At 44.6% G+C, this 19,616-nt stretch carries 21 protein-coding genes and 1 pseudogene; 4 read left to right on the top strand and 18 right to left on the bottom strand.

Translation table 11 applies throughout. The annotated features are described in order from the left end of the window. Positions 1 to 131 precede the first annotated feature (131 nt). A complete protein-coding gene (locus OS145_RS08360; RefSeq protein WP_006955933.1) occupies positions 132 to 1,436 on the top strand; it encodes a tyrosine-type recombinase/integrase in 1,305 nt (434 codons plus the stop codon). A 36-nt stretch (positions 1,437 to 1,472) separates the two neighbouring features. Here OS145_RS08360 and OS145_RS08355 read toward each other — a convergent pair whose 3' ends face one another. The 3 genes from OS145_RS08355 to OS145_RS08345 form a co-directional block, all read right to left on the bottom strand. Further along, entirely contained in the window at positions 1,473 to 2,618 is a 1,146-nt protein-coding gene (locus tag OS145_RS08355) for a reverse transcriptase family protein (protein ID WP_006955932.1), read from the bottom strand. A 164-nt stretch (positions 2,619 to 2,782) separates the two neighbouring features. After that, on the bottom strand, positions 2,783 to 4,048 hold the full coding sequence (locus OS145_RS08350; protein WP_006955931.1) for a phosphoribosyltransferase-like protein: 1,266 nt from the start codon (positions 4,046 to 4,048) through the stop codon (positions 2,783 to 2,785). Between the two features lie 54 nt (positions 4,049 to 4,102). Then, positions 4,103 to 4,672: a GNAT family N-acetyltransferase gene (locus OS145_RS08345; RefSeq protein WP_006955930.1), complete on the bottom strand. Its 570-nt coding sequence runs from the start codon at positions 4,670 to 4,672 to the stop codon at positions 4,103 to 4,105. A gap of 236 nt (positions 4,673 to 4,908) precedes the next feature. Between OS145_RS08345 and OS145_RS08340 the strand changes: the two genes are divergently transcribed. Beyond that, a complete protein-coding gene (locus tag OS145_RS08340; protein ID WP_006955929.1) occupies positions 4,909 to 5,469 on the top strand; it encodes a tyrosine-type recombinase/integrase in 561 nt (186 codons plus the stop codon). Between the two features lie 79 nt (positions 5,470 to 5,548). Here the strand turns inward: OS145_RS08340 and OS145_RS13655 are convergent, their stop codons facing one another. The 12 genes and pseudogenes from OS145_RS13655 to OS145_RS08290 all read right to left on the bottom strand — a co-directional run bounded on the left by OS145_RS13655 (position 5,549) and on the right by OS145_RS08290 (position 16,379). Continuing rightward, positions 5,549 to 5,671: a hypothetical protein gene (locus OS145_RS13655; protein WP_278043237.1), complete on the bottom strand. Its 123-nt coding sequence runs from the start codon at positions 5,669 to 5,671 to the stop codon at positions 5,549 to 5,551. Then, on the bottom strand, positions 5,649 to 6,116 hold the full coding sequence (locus OS145_RS08335) for a hypothetical protein (RefSeq protein WP_006955927.1): 468 nt from the start codon (positions 6,114 to 6,116) through the stop codon (positions 5,649 to 5,651). The genes OS145_RS13655 and OS145_RS08335 overlap by 23 nt, the downstream gene beginning before the upstream one ends. 11 nt (positions 6,117 to 6,127) lie before the next feature. Then, entirely contained in the window at positions 6,128 to 6,664 is a 537-nt protein-coding gene (locus OS145_RS08330) for an SIR2 family NAD-dependent protein deacylase (protein ID WP_006955926.1), read from the bottom strand. Positions 6,665 to 6,715: 51 nt separating this feature from the next. Beyond that, positions 6,716 to 7,516 (bottom strand): hypothetical protein, encoded by an 801-nt coding sequence (locus tag OS145_RS08325; protein ID WP_006955925.1) that lies wholly within the window; start codon positions 7,514 to 7,516, stop codon positions 6,716 to 6,718. Between the two features lie 57 nt (positions 7,517 to 7,573). Then, complete coding sequence (locus tag OS145_RS08320; protein WP_006955924.1) at positions 7,574 to 8,356, bottom strand: M48 family metallopeptidase; 783 nt, start codon at positions 8,354 to 8,356, stop codon at positions 7,574 to 7,576. A gap of 3 nt (positions 8,357 to 8,359) precedes the next feature. Next, complete coding sequence (locus OS145_RS08315; RefSeq protein WP_006955923.1) at positions 8,360 to 10,702, bottom strand: type I restriction endonuclease subunit R; 2,343 nt, start codon at positions 10,700 to 10,702, stop codon at positions 8,360 to 8,362. Beyond that, on the bottom strand, positions 10,659 to 11,642 hold the full coding sequence (locus OS145_RS13580; protein ID WP_006955922.1) for a type I restriction endonuclease: 984 nt from the start codon (positions 11,640 to 11,642) through the stop codon (positions 10,659 to 10,661). Before OS145_RS13580 ends, OS145_RS08315 begins: the two co-directional genes overlap by 44 nt. 183 nt (positions 11,643 to 11,825) lie before the next feature. Beyond that, entirely contained in the window at positions 11,826 to 12,647 is an 822-nt protein-coding gene (locus tag OS145_RS08310; protein ID WP_006955921.1) for a KAP family P-loop NTPase fold protein, read from the bottom strand. Beyond that, positions 12,644 to 13,320: pseudogene (locus OS145_RS13575) on the bottom strand (IS3 family transposase); the annotation flags it as partial. The gene OS145_RS08310 and the pseudogene OS145_RS13575, both read right to left, overlap by 4 nt. 188 nt (positions 13,321 to 13,508) lie before the next feature. Beyond that, a complete protein-coding gene (locus tag OS145_RS08300) occupies positions 13,509 to 14,516 on the bottom strand; it encodes a zinc-dependent alcohol dehydrogenase family protein (protein ID WP_006955918.1) in 1,008 nt (335 codons plus the stop codon). Positions 14,517 to 14,538: 22 nt separating this feature from the next. Beyond that, entirely contained in the window at positions 14,539 to 15,546 is a 1,008-nt protein-coding gene (locus OS145_RS08295) for a zinc-dependent alcohol dehydrogenase family protein (RefSeq protein ID WP_006955917.1), read from the bottom strand. 74 nt (positions 15,547 to 15,620) lie between these two features. After that, a complete protein-coding gene (locus OS145_RS08290; RefSeq protein ID WP_006955916.1) occupies positions 15,621 to 16,379 on the bottom strand; it encodes an SDR family oxidoreductase in 759 nt (252 codons plus the stop codon). A 159-nt stretch (positions 16,380 to 16,538) separates the two neighbouring features. Here OS145_RS08290 and OS145_RS08285 point away from each other — a divergent pair, with 159 nt between their 5' ends. Further along, on the top strand, positions 16,539 to 17,441 hold the full coding sequence (locus tag OS145_RS08285; protein ID WP_006955915.1) for a LysR family transcriptional regulator: 903 nt from the start codon (positions 16,539 to 16,541) through the stop codon (positions 17,439 to 17,441). 36 nt (positions 17,442 to 17,477) lie between these two features. After that, positions 17,478 to 17,675 (top strand): helix-turn-helix transcriptional regulator, encoded by a 198-nt coding sequence (locus OS145_RS08280; RefSeq protein WP_242603665.1) that lies wholly within the window; start codon positions 17,478 to 17,480, stop codon positions 17,673 to 17,675. Here the strand turns inward: OS145_RS08280 and OS145_RS08275 are convergent. From OS145_RS08275 to OS145_RS08265, 3 genes are all read right to left on the bottom strand, one after another. Continuing rightward, on the bottom strand, positions 17,660 to 18,289 hold the full coding sequence (locus tag OS145_RS08275; protein ID WP_006955913.1) for a hypothetical protein: 630 nt from the start codon (positions 18,287 to 18,289) through the stop codon (positions 17,660 to 17,662). The two genes, OS145_RS08280 and OS145_RS08275, sit on opposite strands and share 16 nt — an antisense overlap. 69 nt (positions 18,290 to 18,358) lie before the next feature. Further along, the gene (locus OS145_RS08270) at positions 18,359 to 18,916 is read right to left on the bottom strand and encodes a hypothetical protein (protein ID WP_006955912.1); all 558 of its coding nucleotides are present in this window, start codon (positions 18,914 to 18,916) and stop codon (positions 18,359 to 18,361) included. A 111-nt stretch (positions 18,917 to 19,027) separates the two neighbouring features. Beyond that, positions 19,028 to 19,600, bottom strand: coding sequence for a hypothetical protein (locus OS145_RS08265; RefSeq protein ID WP_006955911.1), 573 nt, complete (start codon positions 19,598 to 19,600; stop codon positions 19,028 to 19,030). Positions 19,601 to 19,616: the final 16 nt, after the last annotated feature.

Genomic DNA, 19,616 nt, shown 5'->3' with positions numbered 1-19,616 from the left:
CGTGAGCCATTGATTTTACTGGATTTCAAGGCGCATTCTGATTATCTCTGTCTACAATAAATCGTTGCAAATCGATACTAAGTGGTGCTACTTTTGGTGCTATCTCAATTCGGTTATAGGGATATAGCACCATGGCAGACGACAAGCTAGTCATATCAAAGCACAAGCATGTTGAACACCTTAAACCCTCAGACCGTGATGAATGGTATCGGGTAGACGGTGGCACCGGTTTACGGCTCCTGGTAAGAAAGCAAGGCGGTAAGTACTGGCGCTTGAAATACCGCTTCAATAAGAAGCAAAAGACGTTGGCGCTGGGCGTATTTCCTAACGTAACTCTCAAGCAAGCAAAAGACGCAACTATTAAAGCCAAGGCCATGTTGGCTGATGGTATCGATCCTGGTGATACAAAACCAACGAATACGAATGATAACAGTTTACATTTTTATGCGGCCAAATGGCTTGAGTACCAATCCCAGGCCACAGCTCGAATCTGGTCTGAAGATCATAAGGCGAGGGTATGGAAGCGTCTTGAAAATGGCATCCTTAAAAAATTAGGCGATAAGCTGATCACTGAGGTCCGTAAAGAGGATATCAGACGTTTAATTGAGAATGTTGAGGCGAGGGGTCATCATGAGACCGCCAAACGAGTAGCGGACGATACACAGCGTTTATTTGAATACGTCGTCGATCAATACTCGCTCGAAGACGATGTCGACATTCGTTTGCTACGTCCCGTCAAAGTAATTTCCAAACCGGTTGTTCACCGTGAAGCCCTGGATATCTATAACTTGCCATTTTTCATTCAGGATCTAGCTAACTATACGCAAACGGGCAGGGAACTGACGGCTCTGGCTATTGAGTTATTGATTTTAACGTTTGTGCGTTCAGGGGAACTTAGAGGTGCCCGGTGGGAGGAATTTGACCTTGATAGCAAGGTTTGGTCGATCCCTGCAGAGCGAATGAAGATGAAGCGGCCACATGAGGTGCCGTTATCAGCCCAAGCTCTTGATGTCATTAAACGTATCAAACGCATTACCGGGCACTATGAGTTGCTATTCCCGTCAGAAACTAAGCCCGATGAGCCAATGTCTGATAACACAATGCGCCAGGCAATGTTCAAAATGGGCTACTTTCCGAAGGCGAAAGATACCAAAGACGGCAAGATTGCCAAAACCTACCTTAAGTACCAGGATAATGCTCATTACCCGGATGGTCGTTTAAAAGAGAAGGCTGTGCCACATGGCTTTAGGACCATGGCATCGTCAACGTTGCATGAGAGTGATCAGAAGTTTCGCTCTGACGCTATAGAGCGTCAATTAGCTCACGTTGAACAGAATAAAGTGAAAGGCGCTTATTCTCATAAGGCGGAGTACTGGGATGAAAGGGTTGAGATGATGGATTGGTGGGGGAAATATGTTTATACCGAGAATAGCTAACGGAAAAGATTATAAAACCGATGTTTTAAGTGTACCTCATAGAGGCCAGTCGATAGATTGAAACCGTTTCATGCAATTCTCGCCAAAAACAGTGTCGACCTGATTTGCATAGTTGATTAAGCCCCTTAGATGGTTTTTGAAACCAATCACAGATACAAACCCAAGATGTTTAGAGTGTTTTTCGGGGCCTACAGAGTTTTTTTCGCAAAAAAATAAGTGTTGTTTGAGCTTCCGTTTAAAGCTTTTTCTAAGTTGTGGAGAATCCCCGTGTATATTCATACCCAAATAAAACTTTCTCGCTCCAGGTGGAGCAATAGTGGTTTTGGCTTTATTCATTGTATGCCCATACTCACGTAATGTGCTATTTATCATGGCTATTATTCTGGATACCTCACCTCTTGAAAGGCTTGAGTCAGTAGAAAATGTGATGTCATCAGCATATCGACTATAATGGCAGTTATAAGCGTCTGCGATTAGTTTTAATCTTCGGTCTAGGTTGTACGAGACCAAGTTAGCAAGCATTGGACTTGTTGGAGCCCCTTGAGGCAGAGTTCCTAGGTTTTTATTGGAGTAACCAGGAATCGTGCGGTATCGAATATTAGGAGGGGCCCCGCCCCAGTTAATTGGAGGTCTCGCCTTTAATGCAGTGCATATTCTTGCCATTTCAAAGCTTAATAACGCAGGATAATTGTATCTTCGAAATACCCTGTATACTGACTTTTCGGTAATAGACTCAAAAAAGCTAACTATGTCAAACTTAAGAAGCCATCGCGCGTTGCAATGTTCTGAAGCTGCATCATATATTTTACTTCCTGGTGAAAATGCAACGCTGCATTCATGCGGTTCCATTTTAGATAGAATGTTTTGATTAATAAACTGTTGTGCTTTTTTGAGGTCTTGTTGTGGAACTTTAATTACTCGGAATTTTCGTGGGTTCGATCCAAGTCCATTTTTTCGGAGAGTGAAAGACCTGTATGGTCTCTCGATAGTTCTGTCCACAAAACTACGGAGATTGTTATAGGGAACCCCAGATTTTAGCGCTAGATGGTTAAGTGTAAAAATAACTGGTAGCTCTGGGCACGAAGTTTGAATTTTTCGCCCATACAAAGCAGCTGTTTCTACTACAGCTGCCGGTTTGTCTGAATTATGCTTTTTAAAAGCTCGGGAGCTCCATCTATTCATCTACTTTTATCCGTAAGGAGGGTAAATGAGACTCGCAGCAGAGAGTCGACGACCACAGCCTTTAGGTGGCTGTGAGTCTCACTTAGACTCTAAGCGGCGGCTCGCTCAATGAGAAAACAACATGCTCCTCAAAATTGACAGGCTAACAGCCTGTATTCGCTAGATTAATAGAGAGGAGCTCCCAAACTCTGAGGACAATAGTAAAGCTCGCTCTCCTGTTGTTCAAGGCCTTTTGAGTTAACTTGAACTGGTTTGCTTTTAAGGTGATCCCTCAAATAACGCCCCCGATCAGTGATGTGATAGTCGTCAATCCATTTATGAGCTTTAGAAAGCTCCAAAACAGAAACTATATCCGTGCGCTTCAGCCCTGTGAAATCCATTATCTGGTATAAAGATTTTGCCTTACCAATCACGGAAAGGACTTGAAATATATGTCGATGCCTCAGAGGCTGTTTTAAGAGCCACTCTAGATACTCATTTTCAGAAGCACCTCTATTATTAGGCACTGGAAGTATTTGGCTTTCGAATTTACTGCTATATTCATAAAACCGTGAGGTACTCCTACCTTTAAATAATGGTTTTATTCCAGTTAGACCAGGTTTAAACATTATTTCTGGTAAGTTGTTGGGAGCTCCGTGTGAGAAAACGGTTAAAAGAGGGTCATGCCAGTTAAAGATACTCCCCCAAGTTCCGCTTTTATTTTTCTTCGTATAACGATTAAGGAATTGCCGTATTTCAAGCTCTTCACTGTCAGAAAATGCGTCTTTAAAAGAAGGGGATTCCGTCTCGTAACGAATTTCAGGGTTCAGCTGATGTCTTGATACAAGTCCTCGACCACTTCTCGATGTGGCATAGGCAATAACGATAAAGTTAATTAGTTTTGCGGAATGCAGGGCTCTAATTGACGGTACTGCCCAAAATGAATCAAGTACATTTGAGATTCTGGTGCCGGAGCCTATTAAGTCAGTTACTATCACGTATTGCTTTACCTTCTTTTTCTGCAAAGCTTGAGCGGTAGGATGGAGTAATACCTTATTTGGATTCTCCCGCATACTAGAGGTTATTATGTTTGAAATTACACCTTCACTACCGACTTCGTGGCGATGAGCATTTTCTGTAGGTATTGGAGACATTGCGACGCCATAGAACTTTCTGTTACGTTTGCGTCTTGGACTTTTGTAGTAGGGCAAGATTTTACCATTTCTCTTCCTTGGCTCTCTCTCGCAGAAACAAGCGGCTGGTTGAGATTGGGTTACCTCTTGTAATTGTTGAGCAATGTATACCTTGAACTGCTTTTCAGATACCCAATACAAAGCATTGATTAACTTTTCGGCATAATGCCTATCGTTGTGACCGAATTGAGAACACCATTGCTTTCCGGGTTCCGTTTCAGAAAACTTAATTTGGTTAATAATGGTTAAGCTTGCCATGTTAAGAAGCCTATGAGTGAGCCGAAGTAATCTGTTGAGTTGAAACAATCAAAATTAAAGGCCCAGTATATCCGTAAGATCACTGTCATTTAAAAAGAATAATGGAATTTCAGACTGTTCTTGGTAATTTTTCATGAGGCATAAATCGGAGTATAGACCTCTGGATAGTCTAAACTTCTCGTTATCAGGGACTTCAAATGGCTGCGAATAATTAAAGCCATGACTTTCGTAAAATGCTACTTTATCGATTGGACACAGTAGTGCAACTCTTGAATTGCCCTTAACTATAGACTGCAGTAACTTGCCTCCAAGTCCCTGATTGCGGTATGGTTCTTTTACGAAAATTTTGTGCAGATATGTAGGATATTGCGCATTGGCGGTTGTGAAGAAAATCGCATATCCATACAAGTGCTGCGACTCGTGAAAAATTGCTACTTTTAAATGCCCTTCTTTGTAGCACTCATCAAGAACTGACCGTATGTAATTAACAGCACGCTCTCTGTCTCTTTTGTCAAAACTAAGAAAGTTAGCTAGTAAAAGGGGTGATGTTGATAGATCGCTGAGCATACCTTCAGCCTCTAACTGAAGAACCTCATCTATTTCTTTGGTAAAAGAATTTTTCAAAATCGACTCCTTGAGCAAACCTAATCATGAACTAAAAGAAATAGCCCCTAGGTATCCGATTCGTCGTTATTTTAGAAATACATTATTTGAATGTAAGCCGAGTGCTTTCTGTAGATAGCAATGTTCCCAAATTATCATAATCGGAACAAGCAAACCCACTAAAAACGGGTTATTTACCACTTTATACCCCCTTAAGTACTCAAAATCACGTTTTACAACAAAAAAGGAACTAGATTATGGCCGAAGTGCAAGCGGTTAAGAGTCTGGATACCGTAAAGCTGATTAGCTACCTTCTCAAACGAACATACGGACAGCAAATTGCTGACGTTTGGGATGTTGGTTTGAATCTGGCGTTGCGGATCTCAGATTTACTATCCATCAGGTTTGAAAATATAGAGCATGATCGACTGTTGCTGGTTGAAGGGAAAACGTCGAAGCTAGCGACAATTAAACTCAATGAAAAGGCGAGGGCGGTCATCGCTCGTATTCGCGCTGAACACCCTGACCACATTTATCTCTTTCAGTCTTATCGAAACCAACGGTCTAAAAATGCGCCTGCAAAACCGTTAAGCCGCCGTTATGTGTCGAGAGCATTTGCGGCAATAGGTGAGGAGGTTGGTATCGACTTAGGTACACACTCGATGCGAAAAACCAGGGGCTACCACCTTTATAAGAACACCAACGACATTGCTAGGGTAATGAAAATGCTGCGACACAGCTCAGAGGCCATTACGCTACGTTACATTGGAATAACCCAGGAAGACGTGGATAGGGACTTTGTCGAGCTGGAGCTATAGAAAACGATTGAAATAGTGGTTTGGGAATCCAAATGAAGAGGCGAGGACTTTCCTCGCCTCTTCATAACGTAAAGTCTTATCAGACTTGCGTCGTTTTAACCTTATTTTCGGCTTGAGCTTTTTTGTAAGCTTCAACCAATTTAGCCATACCAGCTTTCTTTGCAGGATGGACAGAATACTCAGTTTTCTTTAATGAACGCATAATGGAGTCCCTCCTTGCCTAAATTTTGAACACACTTGAATTTTAGTCTAGGTGCATGCCACTTGGCAAGCCTTTTATAGTATTTTACAAGCCTAGGGTCTGCGGCCATGGCGGTATATGCTTTTGCTGAGAAGCGGTTGCAATGATCATCTATAACGGCGGAGACTACTGAGCCCAGCTCATACATATTTATGTTCCATCCTACTGACGGAGGCTCGAACTGAATATTTTGCTCGACGTTACTCTCAAGGTCAAATTTCACTTCGTAGCAGTTGTCAGCCACCGGGAAACCTAGCTCTTCAGCATAAAAATCCCTTTCTTCAGAGCCTTCGACATAGTGAAAGGTGGTTGGTACAAAAAACACCTTATATTCTACCCCTGTTATTTCTACTGAGTAGATATGAGCGACGACATCATTAGCTACTTCAAACTCCTGAACCTGCACAACTTGTATCCTTACGTCAGTGATTCATAGTAACTGAGCAACCTGTCGGCATTAATCGAACATGCTGCGTCTCCGACGCATTGATAACATTCAAGCTCCTGGTTTACTACTAAATTAAAGCTAATCACCTTTTTTTGTTTATTCCGGCAATATGACTCTAACCATGCTAATGGAAAGCCAAGCCCACTGAGTCCGACCAAAATTATAAGCTTCTCGCTGATCCATGATAGGTCGTAGAAATCGATGTTTGCCAGTTCACTAATACTTCGGTCACGTGCTCTACCATATACATGTTCAACGGTGGCTCCACAGACCTCATTTAAGTCATCTACATTAAGAGTAATGTGCCGCACTCTGATTTTTTGTTTTGCAGCTTCTGACTGAAGCGTAGATAACTCTTTATGTGCTGTATTAGGTTTTAGCTGTTCTAGCTGTTCAAGCCCGGACTGCAGCAGATCGACATTATTGTAAATGGGATACTTTCCGTTGAAGGTGGGAGCGCCTGATGGTGCTGACAATCCTGCTCCAGATATAATTAAAATACCCACCTTGAAACTCCCGAACGCCACTCTTTCTAGTTAATAAAAATTTTAAATACCCTAGGACAGGTTACTTGTTTTCACTAAGCCTCGCAAAGTGTACTTATCAACTAGTCTGTTCGTACGTTCGAAATCCTCATTTGAGCATTCAGGACCCATTGTAATCACCACATCTTCGATTGCTTTTCCTAGTTTAACATCAAAATGTAAAAGTTGACTTGGGATACCCTTAACAATGCAGTTTGCCATATAAGCCGCTGGAAACTTAGGATCGCCAGTGGCTTCCCATTTCGCCATAATTCCCGGGTGGCCGGGAACCACAAAAAATATGTAGCGAAACTCATTTTGTTCGCTCCATAAGTTTGAATCCTTAATCGTGGCCAAATCGAACAACCCATTTAAGTGATATCCATCCGAGTCTTGCGTAATCGGTGGACTGATATGCTCTTCAGGATTATCAACATAAATAACATCTTTACCGTAATGTTCTTCATTGATTGGAGGTAGGAAAAACATCCATTTATCGTTATAGATGTCTGACAATGGCACGGGGCTAATCGAACCATCGACAAAAAATAAGGTAAGTTCTGGCTTTGATTTTAAAACATGCTGCTCGAATGGAAACCTGGGAAGGCTAATGCGAACGCCTTTATTGTCTGTATATTCACGCCATAACCGGGAATTTTCATCATGGTCTTTACACCAACTACTGATAAATAGGTACTGGGCCCAGTGCTTTTCATGGATAAGCTGACTTTCTTGTTTGTCATCTACGTTATCGAGTCGCCCAAGCCTGAGCGTCCGGTTCTTTAGAATGAGTTCGAGAGTGTCTATTGATGTATAATGGTGAAGAAGTTCCATTTAGCCGCCTAGCGTTAATACAATCACCGATGAATATAGTTAGTTACCAACTCAACATTACCCATTAAAAATCCGGCCAGCCATCTGATCTAGCTGGTTCTTTACACGTTGCCAATCCGGCATAACCTGTCCCATAAGTCGGTAAAATCGTTCGCTGTGGTTGTGTTCAGCTATATGGCAAAGCTCGTGCAATATAACGTAGTCGATGCATTCGCGTGGCGCTTTAACCAGCAGTGGGTTTAAGGTGATTCGTCCGTTCGGTGAGCAGCTGCCCCATTGAGTTTGCATGGTCAGTGTTCGCAGAGGAGGGCGCTTATCAACCCACAGTGTTTGCTCTAAAACGGCGTCTAAACGCTTGTGAAAGAGGTCTTTTGCTTTGAGCTTGTACCAGGCTTCCATTGCGGCTTTTACCCGCTCTGGAGTGTACTGACGCACGTTCACTTCAAGTTGGCCGCGAAGCAACTTAACACCGGCTGTTTGGTCGGGTTTTATTAGCACTTTGAGTACGTATTGCTTGCCCAGGTAATAATGACTTTCACCACTGACATACCGACGCGGAGTAATGTGCGTTAGTTGCTTACGAAACTCTCGTAGTTGCTGGTAAATCCAGCGTGCACGTTTTTTGGCGGCACGCAATACGTCGTCATCAGAGCTATCAACCGGTGCGGCGACTTTTACAGAGCAGTCCGGCAACACCTTGATTTTAATTTTTCGCTGAGGACTTTTGGCGGTAACGCGCTCGAACTCAATCAGCTCGTCGGCGTAATAAAAGCTAAGTTTATCCCCGTATGGCTTATGCTTCTCTGCAACCTGCCTAGCAAAACGTATCGCAACGTTCATGGCTTAATGACCCAATTGTCCAACACGAACCACCTGTACAATGGCTTCGACAATCTTTTTCGCCTGGTCTATACCACCACCGACGGCTTTGCATTCCGCGAAAATCTTCGGCAGCAGCTTTTTACGAATATCAGCTTCAATGTTATTAGGGTTAATTGAGTTTTCCGCAACGGATTGGCTAACGATGCTATCGACATCAAACGCAATCTCTACCCATTTCTCCTGCGCATGCTCGTCCATCACGGTGAAGGCCTCGGGTAGGTGCTTTTTGAACACGCCATAATAGGCTTGTGCATGATGATTGCCGGTCAACCGTTCAGGGATATCATCCAAGCGACGCTCTTGTACCTGCTCCTCAAACTCGCGGAATAGCATGTATTGTTTCAGCGGGTGATCAAATAGTTTCTCCGCTTCTTCGATGGCTTCACGCAGTAGCTTAGAAAAGGCTTCTTGAGCGTAGGGGTCATCACCAAGCTCTTGCTCTATCATTTTAGTAACACGAGTTTTAATAATATCAGTTTCGTTACGGGTTTTATCTTCGTTCCAATCCTCTGGTGCCTGCTTCTGCCCCATTTTACCGACTTCGTATACGCCATCAGAATCACGTACTTCGACACCAACGACGTGTTTATTCAGCAGCTTTTTCACCTCGTGAGCGTACTCGTCGTAACTGACACGCTCGCCGGAATCCTGTTGCACGGTTTGACGAAGACTGGACAGTTGTTTCACTGTCTCTTTGTATTGTCGACGGTCCTTATCGGTAAAGCTCTTATCTTCAAAGAAGGTAGCCGACTGCAGTGCAACTTTAAGGCAGGTAGCAAATGCTGTGAGCGCTTCGTAAAAGTCTTCGCGGCGTTTCTGATTTCTATCGACCATCTCGCCGCTTATTTCTTCGATGCGCGGCAACAGGGCATGACGCAGGGCTTCGGTGTCTGATTTATTCTTAACGCCGTCAAATATCGCCCAGAGCTCTTTATAAAGCAGGGGTAGGCGTTTGTACTCGGTACTCATCTGCTGGTAAAGACCATCAATATCATCGATGTCGTAACCGCCCTGGGTACGTGAAGCCAAGTCCTGATATTTTTGTATAGTGGTATCGAGCTCGGACAAAATGCCGCGATAATCAATCAGCAGACCAAATTTCTTGTCGGGGTGCAGACGGTTCACGCGAGCAATCGCCTGAATGAGATTATGTCCCTTTAGTGGCTTGTCGATATAGAGCACGGCGTTTTTTGGCTCATCAAAACCAGTTAATAGCTTATCAACCACAATTAACAGCTTCAGCTTAGGGTCTTTATCAAAACGCTCGACCAGCTCTTTGGTGTAATTCTGCTCATCAGCAGAGCCGACATGCTCTTTCCACCACTTGCTAACTTCCGGCATGGTTTTCTCGTCAACCGAGGTATTGCCTTCGCGAGTATCGGGGGAGCTCATCACCACGGCGGATTCAAACAGGCCGACTTCGTCCAGGTATTTTTTGTACTTAATGGCCGAGGCTTTGCCGTCACAGCACAGCTGACCTTTTAAACCTTCATCGATGTTTTTATCGAAGTGATGAGCGATGTCGTACGCAATCAGCTTTATACGCTCGTCGGTGCCATACACCTGGCCGCGGCGGCTGAACTTTTTCTTTAAGTCACCTTTTTGCTCGTCACTTAAACCGTCGGTCATACGCTCGAACCAGGCGTCGATGGCACGCTCGTTTACATCCAGGTCGGGTATCCGCTCTTCGTAGAGCAGGGGTGTCACGGTTTTATCTTCCACGGCACGTTGCATTGTGTACGCGTGAACGATAGGTCCGAATTTGTTGGTCGTTTTATCGTCCTTTAACAGCGGCGTACCGGTAAAGGCTACAAAGGATGCGTTTGGCAGTGCCTGGTTCATGCGTATGTTGTTCTCGCCACCCTGGCTGCGGTGACCTTCGTCAATCAATACGATAATGTTGGGGCTGTCGTTGTGACACTCGGGCAGTTTGGTGGCCGAGTTAAACTTCTGAATGAGCGTGAAGATAATGCGTTCATTGCTTTTACCAATTTGCTGAGCTAGTCGCTTGCCCGACGTGGCCATGGCGGCTTCTTTGTCTTTTTTACTGGATAACTCGCCGCCAGATGCAAAGGTTTTCGAGAGCTGGTTTTCTAAATCAACACGGTCGGTGACAACAATCACCCGACATTGTTTTAGCTCGTCGTGCAAAATCAGCGCTTTGGATAAAAACACCATGGTGAAGGACTTGCCCGAGCCTGTGGTATGCCAGATAACGCCGCCTTCGCGACCACCTTTACTGTTGCGCTTTTGAATACGCTCAAGCAGTCGTTTGATGCCAAACACTTGCTGGTAACGACCCACAATCTTGCCAATTTTTTTTATCAAAAATAGTGAAGTAGCGCACCATATCGAACAGGCGCTCTTTGGACAGTAGGCTTATCAGCAGTTTATCTTGACCGGTCACCATAAGCTCACCACCGGCAATCAGGTTGTGATACCAACTGAGGTCGCGCTTATCGCGGTGGTCGAATAGATGTTGAAGGGTGGCATCGTCTAGCGCCTTATTCTTTAGCGCCAGCATTTCGGCATCGCTAATATCTTCTTCTTTCCAGGCGGCCCAGAACTTTTCCGGGGTCTCCACGGTGCCATAACGCCCGTCAATGCCATTCACCGATAACAACAGTTGCGAATACGCGAACAGGTGAGGGACTTCGTCAGGGCGTTGGTTTCGCAGACTTTGCGAGATACCTTCGTTTATCGTTGGTCCTTTCTGAGCATTACCGTCAGGGCGCTTCGCTTCTATAACAACCAGCGGCAGGCCATTTACAAAACAAACCAGATCAGGGCGGCGACTTTCAAAGCCTCCGGCACGCGTTACGGTGTATTCTTCGGTGAAGTGAAACTGGTTGTTATCTGGATTCTGCCAGTCGATGATGGAGACCGTCGGCGTGACCTTTTTGCCGTCAACGAACTCCGTCACCGGAATGCCGTACATTAAATGGTTATAAATTGCTTCGTTGGCGTGGCGAAGCCCCTCATTAAGAGCCGGGCTGCAAAGGTGTGAGACAATGTTATCAATGGAGTTTTCGGACAGCGGATAGCTTTTACCGGCATAATGAAAGGTGCGCTGACTCAGTACATCGCGTAATACCTCACGCAGCACCACACGATCCTGTTTACCACCACGCTTTGCCAGTGCCTCCTGTGGTGATAAAAATGACCACCCCAAACTGGCTAATAGCGTCAAGGCCGGTATTTTAGCGGCATATTCTTCCTGAAATTTTGGGGCAAACTGTTCCATTGTTTTCTCCGCGTAACATTGCCTTTTGGCAACAGACGCTTTTATTATTTTTAAATCAAAAAATAAGCTACCAGATTAAGTTGTTCGGCGAAACCGAACAACTTCTAGTATGGCCCTTCAGTCCGCACTTCGCTTCAACTTCAACTCACCAAAATCGTAACCGCAGTGCAGGAAGCATAAAACTTACTCACTGGTTCCCAGGTAAAAACTTTGAATTGATGATTTTATTGTTTCAAAGGCTTCGTTATCGTCTAGCCCAAAAGGTCCGAATAAACTACGTTCTAACTGTCCAAAGCTGCTTGCTTGACTCTCTGGAGCTAGATATCTCCCATCGTCACCTTCGAGCTCTCTTATGAGGAAATATGCAATATACTGTTTTGCGCTTCTAGGGGCACGACCCTTATCCCAGTCAGATGCTAGAGGCAACTCTAAGTATCTTGCTACGTAATCAATGTCTATTGACTCATTCATAATAGACTTTTGAAGCTCCTGCTCAAAACAGAAGGTAAAGATTCCGAACAACCGCAGTAAGCAATAACCTGGATACTTATTATCTGCCAAATCTTGTGTCAATTGATGATATATCTCGATGTGACGGACGAAGGTTTCAACTTCCCTTAGCGAGAGATTCTTGATGTGTGTAAAATCTTCGCACACGGATTTAACAATATGGTCTTGTTCGATTAGTTTTGTGTTCTGTAAAGTCGGGCTCTTTAACAAGAGTTTTGATATATGTTCGACAGAAGCTACTTTTTCATGAAAATGGGAGCCACCCTTAGGGATAAATTTTTGGGGGAGGGAACATTTAAATTTTATAAATTTATCAAGATAACGGCCGGCCTCAACTCCTGCACCATACGCATGGTTAATTGCTGCCTTCAATTGTGTCGTGTTTGTCACTAGTACGAAGTCGACACCAGGAATATCAAATGTGTGCTTAATGAGCTCTAATACCTGTACTGAGAAGTCAGGTCGGCAACGGTCAAGTTCATCGATAAAAATCACGATAGGGTTCTACCCCGTTTCTGCGGACAGTTTAAAACGTTTGTAAACTTCCTGTCTTGATTCGCTACTCTACGTCGCATTCTTGGATTATGGAACCGCTCGATGTAAAAAATATATCGGCACAATGACCGACAGCACTCATGCTCCCCAATAAGTCGTTGTTTATTTTTTAGTACCGTTGATAATCGCCGCTGGTAAATTGCGTTCCACGAGCCGAATGCAGTATTGCCTGTGTCGCCTCAGGACATTGCCAGACTGCCATCTCCACCGCTCTCAGCACCATTTTTCTATCCTGCCGATGGTGCATTGACCAGCCGACAACGACATGGTTAAACAGATCCAGCACAACGCACAGATAAAGTTTTCCTTCATCTGTTTTCACTTCGGTTATGTCAGTTACTCACTTAGTGTTGGGCTCAAAGGCTTTGAAGTCTCGTCCCAGGTGGTTTTTAATACTATCCGGGCGCTGAGATGGTGTTTTTCGCCCACGCCCCTTTTTACGCGGCCAACCTTGCAACCCATACAGCGCCATTAATCGCGCAACGCGATTTAGACTGACAGTTTCCTTTTCTTCTCTTAGATCTTCATGGAGCTCTTTAATACGCGTCAGCAATCGTTCATTATCAACGGCACGACGCGACGGTTGGCGATTTACCCAGTCATAATAGCCGCTAAAATTAGCAAGCCAAATTTATAATTGGACCGCTTTGAACGAAAAGCGGACTTTTCTGCATGTACTATCTCGATATTTATAGTTCGGCGAATAAGCATTCCTGCTCTACGCCTAAGTATAAAACTTACAGCACGCTAATTATTATCAGGCACTGACTGAGTTGAGAGACAAGCGAAAGCTACGAACTGTTAATCAAGTACGACCACTATTTTACCAATCTGCTGATTTGACTCCAGATAGTGATGCGCTGCCACTATCTCTTCAAATTTAAAGCTTCGATCAATGACAGGCTTGAGTGTTCCTTCGGATAAACCCGAGTGGATAAATTGCTTTGCTCTGCGAAAACGCTCGATGTCTTTTATAACTTCAGTAAACACATATCCCCTAACTGTCAGACTTTTACGAAGTGCTAGTTTTAAGGGAAAAGGCGTTATTTCGGGACTCAATGCTCCGTGTACTATTATTGTTCCTTCAGGGCTCATTGCTTCAGCAATTTCAGCTATCTGCGGCCCACCGACAGCATCAAATGCGACTTTTAAATTGTTTGCTCCCAAGATGCTTCTCAAGCTATCCAGTAGCGGTTCTTCTTGGGTTGCAATCACATGGGCCGCGCCAGCCGTGAGCACAGCAGCCTTTTTAGCTCGTGTTTGAGTTGTAGCGATAGGGATACCCCCTAGAGAATTCACAATTTGAATCGCAGCCAATCCAACACTGCTCGATGCGGCGGTTATCAGTACTGCATCGCCTTTTTGCACGTTAGCAATTTCGACCACAGCGCCATAAACTGTCAGGTACTGCATCCAAGCTGCTGCGCCTTCAGCAAAGGTTAGACCTGCTGGTTTGGGTGCCACATATTCACTTGGTACGACAATCTCTTCTGCGTAGCAGCCATTCTGAGAAAGCCCCATCTGAGGGACAATACAAACCTCGTCCCCAAGGCGTAAATGATTCACCTCTTCCCCGACTTCAATGACTATCCCAGATGCTTCATAGCCGATTCGTGAAGGGAAGTCAGCCTTTTCTATATAGCTGCCTCGCCTAAACATGGCATCAGCACGATTGAGCCCAACAACTTTGACCGCAATACGGACATCAGTGGCCTGCAAACTTGGACTCGCCAGCGAGTCAATAGTTAATACCTCGGGGCCACCTAATTCATGGAAACGAACAGTTCTAATTAGTTTTCTTGGGCTCATATGCATCCTCAACAATGACTTTTTAAGCAATTACATCAATAACTACTTTACCCATGGATCCCAACTCTACGGCATTATGTGCATCCATTGCCGTGTCTAGGGAAAAGCGTAACGGATCGAGTAGTGGCTTAATTTGTCTAGCTTCAACAAGAGCCGTAATTTGCCGCAGAATGTCACCATGATGTTTGCGCCCCTCTCCGCTGAGCTGTGGATGTAACACAAAAATCGCTGACAATGTTGCAGAGCGTAATGACGACGGTGCCAGGTTATGTGAGCCGAATGCAGCACAGCTTAAAATATGTCCATAATGTGCAATGATACCTAATGAGGCATCGAGTACAGAGCCACCGACAGTGTCGTAAATGATATCGAATCCTTTGCCTTGGGTGTATGCGTCCACGTACTCAGCAGGGCTTGCAGTGTGATAATCAATTGGCGTGGCACCAAGCTCCTTGAGCAGTTGTTGTTTTCCAGTCGATGCAGTGGCATAAACGTCGGCACCTAAGGCCTTAGCAATTTGCACAGCTACATGCCCAACTCCGCCAGCTCCACCTTGGATAAGGACTTTCTGGCCCGCTTTAACATTCGCCTTGTCAACCAAACCTTCCCAAGCGGTAAGTGCAACCAGAGGTAAAGCCGCAGCTTCACGCATGGACAAATTTTTCGGTTTGAGAGCAAGTAACTCAGCATCTACGTTGGCATATTCAGCCAATGATCCTTGCAATCCTCGCACTCCGCCAGTCAGACCATAAACTGCATCGCCTACTGCAAAGTCGGTGACGCCGTCGCCGATAGCAACAATTTCTCCAGCTAAATCGGTGCCAAGTACTGCGGGTAATTCCGGCATGGCATAAGGAGCGATACCTTGGCGGATCTTGTAATCAATAGGATTGACTCCACTTGCAAATATTTTTACTTGCACCTGACCTGCTGATGGAGAGGGTAAGTTAATCAGGGCATCCCGGAATACTGTACCCTCTTCATAGCTATCTAATACCAAAGCACGCATTTGTCTGTTTAACGCTGTCATCAATAACCTCACAAACTGAATATTCAGCGGGTGGTTAAATCACCCGCTGGTTAATCGGTCTTGTATTAAACGAATTAAAACTCTTGAACAGTTGGGCGCAGAACAATCTCGTTGATATCCACATCCGCAGGCTGCTCAATTGCGTATGCGATAGCACGAGCAACAGATTCAGATGGAATTTCATTTTGCTGATAAAAATCTTTTACAAAGGCTGCACCCTGAGTATCTGAACTTCCATGTTTTAATTCAGATTCGATTGCCCCCGGTGAAATGATTGTTGAACGAATTTCACCCCCAACTTCATGGCGCAAGCCTTCGGCAATAGCGCGAACAGCGAATTTGGTTCCGCTATAAACCGTGCCGCCGGGACTGAATACTTTGACACCCGCTACGGATGAAATATTGATAAAGTGGCCTGTTCCCTGAGCCTGAAAGATCGGAAGCGCTGCGGCTACTCCATACAGCAGACCTTTAACGTTGATGTCAATCATGCGATCCCATTCGTCAACTCGAGTCTCAGCTAACGGTGCAATAGCCATTAACCCTGCATTATTGATAACCACATCAACTTTACCGAAGCGCTCTTGTGCAAGATTTACAAGAGCCTTCACTTCGTCCTGGCTAGTCACATCTGTCGCTTGAACCGCAACTTCTCCGCCCGCTGTGCGTATGTCAGCAGCAATAGCTTCAAGCTTGTCGATGCGTCGGGCACCTAAAACAACAGATGCGCCAAGGCTGGCTAAATGTCTTGCTGTGGTCTCGCCTAAACCGCTACTACCACCAGTGATAACAACGACCTTACCGCTGATGTTGTTTGCTAAAACACTACTCATAGTTAATATCCTCAAATCAGTTGAATGAATGACTCTGTCTAAATAACGAGCAAATTATCCCTTACCGTCAAAAATCAATAAATGGAAACGTTTTAATTTCACAATTCCATAATTTGGAATAATATTAGTGTATTCATCTCAAACCTGAATGTGACTGTGATGCTTAACAGATTGGAAATGCTCCGGATATTTTGTACTGCTGCTGAGTCTCGCAGCTTTAAAGAAGCGGCTAACCGTCTGGGAATTTCTCCTCAGGCGGTGACACGAGCAGTGAAGGAGTTAGAGCGATTGCAAGGGGAGCTTTTATTTCATCGAAATACTCGACACATACAAGTGACCCTAGTTGGAGAAAAATTTGCTGTGATAGCAAAAGAACGCCTGCGCGCTGTAGATGAATTGTTTCAAACAAGCGTCCCTAACTCGGGTAATGAATTACAAGGGCGGGTTCGTATCGCAGCGCCTGTTGGTTTTGGTCATAAATGCTTGATGCCAGCATTACTGGAACTCTCAACAATACATCCTCAACTGGATATAGACCTGACACTCAGTGACGAGCGCGTGGATGTAGTTGATGAAAAAATAGATATTGGGATTCGTATCGGCTTCATGAGAGATAGTCGATTTATTGCCCGCCAGCTCACCAAAATTAATATGTATGTCGTGGCTTCGCCTGACTTAATAAATAGAGTGGGAAGGCCTGCGTCTATTGAAGATCTAAACCACTTGCCGGTTACAGGGTTAGTAGATCGCAATACGGGAAAGCTTTGGCCATGGGTTTTTTCCATGGACAGACAGTGGACGCCATCCATAACACGTTTTCGAAGTGCCGACGCCGAAGCTGAATTAATGGGTGTACAAAATGGACTGGGGTTTGCCCAAATTCCTGACTTTTCGGGCCAAGACTTATTACGCCAAGAGAAACTTGTGAGAGTGTTAGAAGAGATCGAGCCTGTGCCTTGGGATTTATATATTTATCGCCCTCAACGTGGTCCAGTACCACAACGTATTCGATTGGTTTTTGATCACTTGGTGTCAAGATTAACCAAATCCCAAACGGTGTGAACGTCAATGGACATCAAGGCTGCATTTGGAAAAGCGGTGAAGTTGAGAAGAGTAGAGATAGATCTGTCACAGGAAGATATGGCAAATAGCGCTGGGATGGCGCGCTCGTTTATCTCTAAAGTCGAGCGGGGCGATGCAAATCCCTCTGTGACTTCAGTAAAGAAAATCGCTGATACGTTGGGGGTGTTACCTTCAGATCTGTGGCTAAAAGCTGAGGGCTACCTATCAAAATAATGTATCGGATTTAACGCAACTAGTTTTTGATAATCAAGTTCACGCTGCTTTTGCAGTTCATGCTCATAGTTATCCCAAACGTAGCCAGGGGCAGTAAGGCAACAGCGCTCGTAGCTCTCGTCAACAGCGCCCCTTAATATTGCCATCCATCGGTGATTGTCTAACCCTAGCTCCGTTCTCGGCAGCCTCTCGTGAACAGAGCGCTTACAAGAAAATGCGTTCAAAAGGATTTTTTGCCGAGTGAAGGCTAGAAAAAACACGTACTCAAGCCTCTCGTTATCATAGGTATCTTTAAAGTGGCTCCATAGTGCTGGGTCATCCGAGTCAATGGGATACTTGCTTAAACGAAGGTAAGTCAATGCCGTTACGAAAGCGGTATCGACTGACTGTTCGTAGTTCTCTACCCAGCGACATTTTCGTAGGGTGATTGCATAATCGACCGCCACCTGAATGGCGTCGGCTTCGAATAGTCCGTGGCTAATGCACCGACTTCTTTGGTTTACCTCTTCGCATACTGCTGAAAGCTTATCCATATCTACCGGCAGTGCGTGGTGCCTGTGTAGCCGGTGGTGAATTTCCTGTAATTGGGTAGGGGTGAACGTATGGATCCACATAATTGTCTCCAGAATAGTTTGACGATTGTTCAATGCTGAATAGAAAACTGTTCAGTAATGAATACGGGCTTAGTCGTTGATGTAGTTGTCCCATTGAACACCTTTGCATCCAGATACAGTGAAGCTTTCTCTCAAGCTCTTTAAACCCGTTATAAGGGGGCCAAAACGAATCGGTGAGTGTATTGACCGCTTTGTCATTTCAAGGGCGTCACCCGCTGTTATGGGCGCGCTCGAATTGCTTATGATGGTTTTGGCGTGCTCTAACATGAGTCGCGGTGCAAACTTATCTACCGTAGTCCATTCATCCCGCATGACGTTGAACAATATCTGGTCATTGCCTTTCATGGGGATACCATACTGGTTCAAAAATAGCAGGCACACGGCAAATGCAGTTTCTGCGGCACGGTTGGTATCCTCTGTCCACGCGGTGTGTGCTAAGCGAATAGCGTACTCAGCGGCAATTGAGAATATCGAGTCTAAGTTAACGGTGTAATCAAAATACTCACGGTCAATGGTACTGTATATATCGACAAGCTGAGCAAAGTTAGTAGGATGGTGGTTCGCTTCTAGGTGCATTCCTATGTCTATTTTGACAATATCTACAGGTTTAACTAGACGTAAAATCATTGCTTGGTCCTATATTGAAGTATGGCGACAAAGTGCCGACTAGCGAAAAGGAAGGGAAGTCAACTGAGTACGCTAATCAACGCTTAACTTTTAAGAGAGGTTGATACTGCATTAATGACAAACAGCAGGGATGACATCATCCCAATCAATACTGTAGTCGTAGTGAAGAGGATAAAATTCGCTCCTAATCCTAGTTATGATGTCTTTTAATGAAGAATATGGCTTTATTCTTTGTTGACCATATCCGCAGGTTATATCTTTGGAAGAGTTGGTCTGACTGGCTATTTTATTTTCTTCTAGGCGTTCCCCGCAGAATTGCTCGAACAGTACCTTTCCAAGCTTTGTGCTATTCATGCAAGGCGATTCGATTAATGATAGTAACGAGGGATTATTAGCATTGACGTGAAAGCCGTTTAAATCTAAGAACGTTATCGCGGTCACTAAGCCTGTAATTACGGCTCGTTTGCGGTCGGTTGTCCAATCACCATTTCCAATGAGAGCTGCGTAAAGACCAGCAGTCCAGAATATTTTTGACACACCAAGGTCCTTTGCTGGACAAACTTCATTCATCAGTGAGCGTACAGACTTTTCTATTGACCTTTTCAATACTGAGCGCGTGTAGTCTTGGTGAAATTCGTAATGGATTTGAATAATTAGTTCCGGAGTAAGAAATTTGTCACACACTTGTTTTTCCCTCTTG

Origin of the sequence: Idiomarina baltica OS145 (genome assembly GCF_000152885.1) — a bacterium.
Taxonomy (GTDB): Bacteria; Pseudomonadota; Gammaproteobacteria; order Enterobacterales; family Alteromonadaceae; genus Idiomarina; species Idiomarina baltica.
Note: the sequence above shows the minus strand (reverse complement) of the source record. Positions and strands in the feature narration are given on the sequence as shown.